9 protein-coding genes are annotated in these 4,785 nt (G+C 67.3%); all 9 read left to right on the forward strand.

The annotated features are described in order from the left end of the window. The first annotated feature begins 104 nt into the window (after positions 1-104). The gene (locus tag IRZ30_RS15695; RefSeq protein ID WP_294086484.1) at positions 105-509 is read left to right on the forward strand and encodes a hypothetical protein; all 405 of its coding nucleotides are present in this window, start codon (positions 105-107) and stop codon (positions 507-509) included. Beyond that, complete coding sequence (locus IRZ30_RS15700) at positions 509-727, forward strand: DNA-binding protein (protein ID WP_294086485.1); 219 nt, start codon at positions 509-511, stop codon at positions 725-727. Before IRZ30_RS15695 ends, IRZ30_RS15700 begins: the two co-directional genes overlap by 1 nt. A gap of 66 nt (positions 728-793) precedes the next feature. Beyond that, positions 794-1,411, forward strand: a complete 618-nt coding sequence (locus IRZ30_RS15705) for a class I SAM-dependent methyltransferase (protein WP_294086486.1) — start codon at positions 794-796, stop codon at positions 1,409-1,411. 75 nt (positions 1,412-1,486) lie between these two features. Beyond that, entirely contained in the window at positions 1,487-1,912 is a 426-nt protein-coding gene (locus tag IRZ30_RS15710; protein ID WP_366945368.1) for a YciI family protein, read from the forward strand. Between the two features lie 158 nt (positions 1,913-2,070). Then, complete coding sequence (locus tag IRZ30_RS15715) at positions 2,071-2,481, forward strand: VOC family protein (protein WP_294086489.1); 411 nt, start codon at positions 2,071-2,073, stop codon at positions 2,479-2,481. 97 nt (positions 2,482-2,578) lie between these two features. Beyond that, a complete protein-coding gene (locus tag IRZ30_RS15720; protein ID WP_294086490.1) occupies positions 2,579-3,136 on the forward strand; it encodes a dihydrofolate reductase family protein in 558 nt (185 codons plus the stop codon). 45 nt (positions 3,137-3,181) lie between these two features. Continuing rightward, complete coding sequence (locus IRZ30_RS15725; RefSeq protein WP_294086491.1) at positions 3,182-3,760, forward strand: dihydrofolate reductase family protein; 579 nt, start codon at positions 3,182-3,184, stop codon at positions 3,758-3,760. Positions 3,761-3,787: 27 nt separating this feature from the next. Further along, on the forward strand, positions 3,788-4,567 hold the full coding sequence (locus IRZ30_RS15730; RefSeq protein ID WP_294086492.1) for an alpha/beta hydrolase: 780 nt from the start codon (positions 3,788-3,790) through the stop codon (positions 4,565-4,567). Between the two features lie 56 nt (positions 4,568-4,623). Further along, the coding region (locus IRZ30_RS15735) for a DUF2277 domain-containing protein (RefSeq protein ID WP_294086493.1) at positions 4,624-4,785 on the forward strand (162 nt) is incomplete at its 3' end.

Below are 4,785 nucleotides of genomic sequence, written 5' to 3' on the forward strand. Positions count from 1 at the left end.
ATCCGCCCACCCCCCCCCCCCCCCCCCCCGGGGGGGGCCCGGCGGCGGGTCTCTGTCAAGAGATGCGTTTCGCGACCTGAGGGAACGGACGGGATCCGTACGAATTGAGCACGAAGACCGTGGCCCAGAAGCTCCTCATCAAGCCGGGGACGACCGTCTGGTCGTCGCACCCCGATCGGCTGCCGCTCATCGAGCCGCGTCCCGAGGGTGTGCTGACCGTGGACGGGCTGGATGAGGCGACGACGGCCCTGATCTTCGCCGACGACGAAGCCTCGGTGCGGGCCATCCTCGCCACGCACCGAGACCACCTTGTCAGCCCGGCGCAGCTCTGGGTGGCCTACCCCAAGGCGAACCGGACCGACATCAACCGTGACACCCTGTGGCCGATCCTGGCCGAATACGGTCTGCGCCCGATCACCCAGGTGGCGGTCGACAACGTCTGGTCGGCGCTCCGCTTCCGCCCGCTCAAGGAGGGCGAGGCGCAGTTCACAGGAGGAAAGAAGGACTGATGCACGCAGACAACACGGCGATCGACCTGCCCGACACGCTGGCCCAGCCGGCGCGGCGCGCGCTCCTCGGAGCCGGCTACACCCGTCTCGAGGATCTGACGCGGGTCACCGAGGACCAGCTCCTGCAGCTCCATGGGATGGGTTCCAAGGCGCTGGCACAGCTTCGCGAGGCACTGGCCGCCCGGGGCCTATCGTTCGCAAACGATACCGACGAATAGCCGGATGGGGCCTCGTAGGAAGGCCCCACCGGCATCGACGCTCGCGCATGACGGAAGGAGTCACCAGTGACGCGCGTGCCCGCGCAGATCGCCGCGGCGGTCGATCTGCTCCGGATCCGCCCAGAGGACACCATCCTGGAGATCGGCTGCGGCAACGGCGTAGCCGCCGCCCTGGTCTGCGAGCGACTTGGAAACGGGCGGATGGTCGCCATCGATCGGTCGGAGACACAGATCCGCCGGGCGCGCGAGCGGAACCACGCGCACCTCGCAGCCGGCACCTTGACGTTGCACGTCATGACGTTGGAGCGCGCCACCCTCCACGAGGCCCCGTTCGACACGATCTTCGCCATCAACGTCAACTGCTTCTGGCTGCGCGCCGAGGAACCGCTGGCCGCCGTCCGGCGCCTGCTCAAGCGCGACGGCGTGTTTTATGTCTTCTACGAGCACCCGACATCGGCCAAGATGCGCGACGTAGCGTCGGTCCTTCGGACCAACCTCGCCCACGCGGGCATGACGATCCGCGACGAGACGACGACCGGCCCGGTCTACGCGCTGGCGAGCGCCCTCGCCGCGCAGGAGTGGCCGGACATGGCGGCCACCCCTGCGGCGCCCCCCGAGGCGGATTTCCCGGGATCGGTCGCCCAACATGTCGATTTCGCCGCCCCTCATTCGACCAATTCATAGAGGTCACGAGAGACGGCCATGTGCCGCAGGTAGGGCCTCGCCTGTGTGGGGCGGGGCCACGAGAGGGGAATGGCAATGCGTTTCATGATCCTGGTGCGGGCCAACGATGAGACCGAAGCGGGAGTCCTCCCGACGGAAGAGGACATCGCCGCGATGATGAAGTTCAACGAGGCGATGGTGGATGCGGGCATCATGCTGGCGGGCGACGGTCTCCATCCGAGCTCGAACGGTACCCGCGTCCGGTTCTCCCGGGGAACGATGTCGGTCATCGACGGCCCCTTCCCGACAAAGGAGGTGATCGCAGGGTACTGGATCATCCAGGTCGGCTCCAGGGAAGAAGCCATCGAGTGGGCCAAGCGCTGCCCCGCCCGGCCCGACGAGGAGATCGAACTGGAGATCCGGCAGATCTACGATGCGGACGAGTTCGGCGAGGGGCTGACGCCCGAGCTCCGCGCGGCCGAGGAGCGCCTGGCCCAGCGCATTGCTGAGCAGCACGGCTGATCCGCCGGCGCCTGGCAGCGCCGGGACCGTACCGGGTGACCGGCGACATGCGGACGACCGTCGCGGGATCCGCCCCGCCTGTCGTGCGACCCGGACGGAGACCGGTTTGTGACATGACTCGTGTGTGAGTGGTGTTTGCGTCGTGAAGGGAGAGGCTCATGAAGTTTGTCCCATACCTCAACTTCAACGGAACCTGCGCCGAGGCGTTCCGGTTCTACGCCGAACTGCTCGGCGGTAAGATCGTCGAGTCGACGACCTTCGGGGAGACGCCGGCTGCCGAGCACGTCCCCGACGGATGGGAGGACCGCGTCATGCACGCCGTGCTGGCCGTGGGCGATCAAACCATCTTCGGGTCCGACGCACCGACGGAAAACTATGCCAAGCCGCAGGGCGCCTACGTGGCGCTCCTGGTCGATAGCCCGGCTGAGGCCGAACGGATCTATCAGGCACTCGCCGAGGGCGGCACGGTGGAGATGCCGCTCGCGGAGACCTTCTGGGCCGCCCGTTTCGGCATGCTGGTCGATCGCTTCGGCACGCCGTGGATGATCAACTGCCAGCAACAGCAGTAACGCTTCGGAGTCAAACGGTTCCGGCCGGAGCGTCCGGCCGGAACCATGCAACGTATTGACGCGCGACTCGCGACGATGCGGGGAGAGGATCGCGACGATGCGACGGCTGATTATGTGGAACATGGTTACGCTCGACGGGTTCTTCGAAGGGCCGGAGAGCTGGTCGATCGACTGGCACGACCTCGCCTGGGGCGATGAGCTGGAGCAGTTCTCACTGGATCAACTGGCCTCGGCGAGCCTCCTACTCTTCGGCCGCGTGACCTACGAGGGCATGGCCGCCTACTGGCCCAACGCCGAGGGCGCGGTGGCCGAGCAGATGAACAGCATCCCCAAGGTCGTCTTCTCGCGGACGCTCAACGAGGCCACCTGGAACAACACGCGCCTGGTGAAGGACGAGGCCGAAACGGAGGTCGCCCGGCTGAAGCAGCAGCCCGGCAAGGATATCCTTCTCTTCGGGAGCGCCAACCTGGCCTCGACGCTGATGCGGCACGGCCTGATCGACGAATACCGCCTCGGCGTTGCGCCGGTCGTCCTCGGCGGCGGGAACCCGCTCTTCAAGCCCAGCCCCGAGCGGATGCAGATGACGCTCATTGAGGCCCGCCCCTTCTCGACCGGGTGCGTCCTGCTGCGCTACCAGCCCGCTGCGACCGCCTGAGGACACTGCCCAGCCCGGACTCACCCCGCATGGACGGAGAGCGCAATGCGCACCGTGGTCTACGGGATGATGGTGACCATCGACGGCTTCATCGAAGGACCGAACCACCAACTCGACTGGCCCATCATCGACGAGGAACTGCACCAGTACATCAATGACCAGCAACGGGCCACGGACACCTACGTGTACGGGCGGCGGATGTACGAGCTCATGGAGGGGTTCTGGCCCACAGCGGACCAGGATCCCTCGGCCCCGGCGTTCGTGGTCGAGTTCGCCCTGATCTGGCGTGACATGCCCAAGGTCGTCTGCTCCCGAACGCTCGATCAGGTCGGCCCGAACGCCCGGCTGGTCCGCGATGACGTCGTCGACGAGGTGGCGCGCCTGAAACAGCAGCCCGGCAAGAACATCGACGTTGGCGGCGCCGAGATCGCGGCCGCTCTGATACGACACAACCTCATCGACGAGTACCACCTCTTCATCCACCCGATCGTGCTGGGCGGCGGGACGCCCATGTTCCCGGCACTCAGCGACCAGCGCCTGGTACGGCTCGTCGACACGCACACGTTCCGATCCGGCGTCGTATTCCTCCGCTACCAACCGGTCGATGCCGGACAGGCAGGGTAGCGGTCCACCTGACGAAGGGACGGGTCGATGCAGACGATACGTTCCAGCGACGGGACAGTCATCGCGTTCGAGCGCTCAGGCAACGGCCCGCCGGTCGTGCTGGTCGGCGGCGCGCTGTCCACTCGCGCGGGCGGCGCCCCGTTGGCCGAGAAGCTGGCGCCACACTTCACGGTGATCTGCTACGACCGTCGCGGGCGCGGCGACAGCGGCGACACGCCGCCGTACGCGGTCGAGCGGGAGATCGAGGACCTTGCGGCGCTCATCGACGCCGCCGGCGGCTCGGCGTACGTGTTCGGCATGTCGTCAGGCGGCGGGCTCTCCTTGCTGGCGGCGGCAAACGGCCATCCGATCACCCGGCTGGCTGTGTTCGAGTCGCCATACGCCGTGGACGCTAGCCGGCCGCCGGTGCCGTCCGACTACAGGACGCGACTCGACACGCTGCTGGCGGAGGGTCGCCGAGGGGACGCGGTCGAGCTCTTCTTGACCGAGGCAGTGGGCGTCCCGCCCGATCTCGTCGCGCAGATGCGACAGGCCCCGATGTGGTCGGGAATGGAGGCAGTCGCCCACACCCTGCCCTACGACCACGCCGTCATGGGAGACAGTGCGATCCCGACCGCTCGATTCGCCTCGATCACCATCCCGACGCTGGTGATGGACGGCGGAGCGAGTCCAGCCTGGATCCGGGACGCGGCCCAGGAGCTTGCCGACACCATCCCGAACGCGCGGCACCTCACCCTGGAGAACCAGACGCACAGCGTCGCACCGGACGCCATCGCCCCGGTGCTGGTGGAGTTCTTCACCCGCTGATGGCGCGAGTGGTGGGGAGGGCGACCGCTCATGACACCGACTGGAGGCAGCCCGGCATGTGCCGCAATATCACGAGGCTCTTCAACGTCGACCCACCGGTGACCGACGCCGAGATCCACGCCGCATCGCTCCAATTCGTCCGGAAGATCACCGGTTATCGAAAGCCCTCCAAGGCCAACGAAGCGGCCTTTGCCGCGGCGGTTGAGGAGATCGCGGCG

Origin of the sequence: Sphaerobacter sp., assembly GCF_019683595.1 — a bacterium.
Classification (GTDB): domain Bacteria; phylum Chloroflexota; class Chloroflexia; order Thermomicrobiales; family Thermomicrobiaceae; genus Sphaerobacter.

Coding starts and splice junctions, on each gene's coding strand:
- IRZ30_RS15700 (WP_294086485.1), top strand. CDS start 509: ATGCACGCAGACAACACGGCGATCGACCTGCCCGACACGCTGGCCCAG.
- IRZ30_RS15710 (WP_366945368.1), top strand. CDS start 1,487: ATGCGTTTCATGATCCTGGTGCGGGCCAACGATGAGACCGAAGCGGGA.
- IRZ30_RS15715 (WP_294086489.1), top strand. CDS start 2,071: ATGAAGTTTGTCCCATACCTCAACTTCAACGGAACCTGCGCCGAGGCG.
- IRZ30_RS15720 (WP_294086490.1), top strand. CDS start 2,579: ATGCGACGGCTGATTATGTGGAACATGGTTACGCTCGACGGGTTCTTC.
- IRZ30_RS15725 (WP_294086491.1), top strand. CDS start 3,182: ATGCGCACCGTGGTCTACGGGATGATGGTGACCATCGACGGCTTCATC.
- IRZ30_RS15730 (WP_294086492.1), top strand. CDS start 3,788: ATGCAGACGATACGTTCCAGCGACGGGACAGTCATCGCGTTCGAGCGC.